Raw genomic sequence first — 1773 nt, forward strand, 5'->3', positions numbered from 1 at the left:
AAGTCGGATTATTGCTTGAATACGCCAAGCAGACGTTTACCTTCTGCACCTGTCTCTGTGGTAAACACTTCGTAGATGCGAACGGATAACGGGTAACCAAACTGCTCGGAATTGCCGCTGAAGGTAAAGTTGTTTTCTCCGTTTACAATCCGGTTCGAACCGATGAAAGGAGCGGTTGCCGTTCCGAGTAAACGGTCTAAATTATCATAAAGCTCAAACTGCAAATGAGAGAAGCTCGGATCGATCTGAACCTGCTGCTGACGCTCGATATCAAAGAAAAATTTGGCTTTGTAGGAATGCGTAAGCGTCGTCGAGTTATACAGCGCGCTGATATTCCAGCTGCTTACCTTCACATCGAACGGATAAACACTAAATTGGTTTTGCTCATTTTCGGGTTGAAGCGTCACATTATAAGTTGCGATGGTTGTTTTATACGGAGCTGCCGTCTTGGCGTCCAATACTCGGAGCGCCAGTCCTTTGCCCGTCTCGGAGAATGGCACCGTATACTGGAAGCTGACCGTAATCGACGAATTCGGCAGGACCGAAGGCGTGCTGATGCTCTGCTTGCTGCCGCTGTACTGGTATCCGTCCGCGCTCATGATTTCGGATTGGAAATTCGGTACGGCGATCGGACGGTCGCTCTTGTTCGTCAGCTTAAATTTGGCCGTGACGTTCTTGGAGCCTTCCTCTTTATTCTCATGCATGTTCAGTTCAACGACGGATACTTCCATATCCGGGTGAATCAAGGTGCTCAGGCTGTCAAATTTCATCGGCGCACCGAGCGTGTAAGCCTCATGGTTATTGATGTTTCCTTGGTTCGGAAGCAGAATGTTCAGGCGTCCCACATTGTAGGTCACCTTCTCTCCCGGTCCCCCTGCCCCGCCCTGGGCAAACGACTCGGGAGTCAGAAGGTTTAAGCTGGTGAGTACGGCATCCTGATCAACGGGAATGGAGTAATGGATATATTTTTTTTCTTTCGCTTCCAAGGCAACGATCCCCTGCTCTACCCGGCTGCCGGAGTAAATCTTGCCGTCCGTTTTACCGTCGATAACAAAATCAGGGACGATCTCTCTTTTGTCCGCCGGATTGTAAGCCAAAAGCTGTACGACGTAGAATGTACCCTCCTTGGTCGATTCTTTGTTGATGCCTACCGGTGTATATTGAATCGGAGAGATCACCGACGGAATCACGAAGGAGTCCGACCATTTTTTGACGGCCGCGGGATCCGTAATCGGCGTATCGCTTCCTTTCCACGTTTCTCCTTGAATCGGAGCGGCTGCGATCAGCGTCTCCTTCTTTGGATAGACATACACGTCTACATCCGTCCAGTTGACCTCGGTTAAGCTGACGCTGTCGGTCCGGTCGATAACCGTCATATAGCTCAGCTCGGTATTGGCTTTCGGTTGAATCGCTTTGGCATTGGAGGCGCTGGGCTGCAGCGTATATTCAATGCCTTCGCTCGTCTTCACGCGAAGCTCGTATTCCGGAACTCTCGTTACGGCATTGCCGTTGTTCTTCATCCGGATGACGACACCCAGACGCGTCCCTTCCTGTACGCGTTCGTTCAATACGCTTTTGACCTCGACATCCAAGACCTGGGTCAATTTGTATGTAACGGCCGTCTGTGCGCTGACGGCGGGTTCTGAAGCCTCGGCCGCAAAAGCGGAGTAACCGGTGCTTATCATCGAGGCGGTAATTACAACAGATGCTACGGTTTTCTTCAGCTTGTGTTTCACTTGGGTTTCCTCCTGTCAAGTCTGATGTCGGTTATTT

Annotated in this window: 1 protein-coding gene; it reads right to left on the bottom strand. The window is 50.5% G+C overall.

The window, feature by feature from the left end:
* Positions 1-8: 8 nt before the first annotated feature.
* Positions 9-1736 carry a hypothetical protein gene (locus tag BLT35_RS26005; protein ID WP_074730233.1) on the bottom strand — a complete coding sequence of 576 codons (1728 nt, stop codon included), beginning with the start codon at positions 1734-1736 and terminating at the stop codon, positions 9-11.
* Between the last annotated feature and the right edge of the window lie 37 nt (positions 1737-1773).

The organism is Paenibacillus naphthalenovorans, assembly GCF_900099895.1.
GTDB lineage: Bacteria > Bacillota > Bacilli > Paenibacillales > NBRC-103111 > Paenibacillus_G > Paenibacillus_G naphthalenovorans.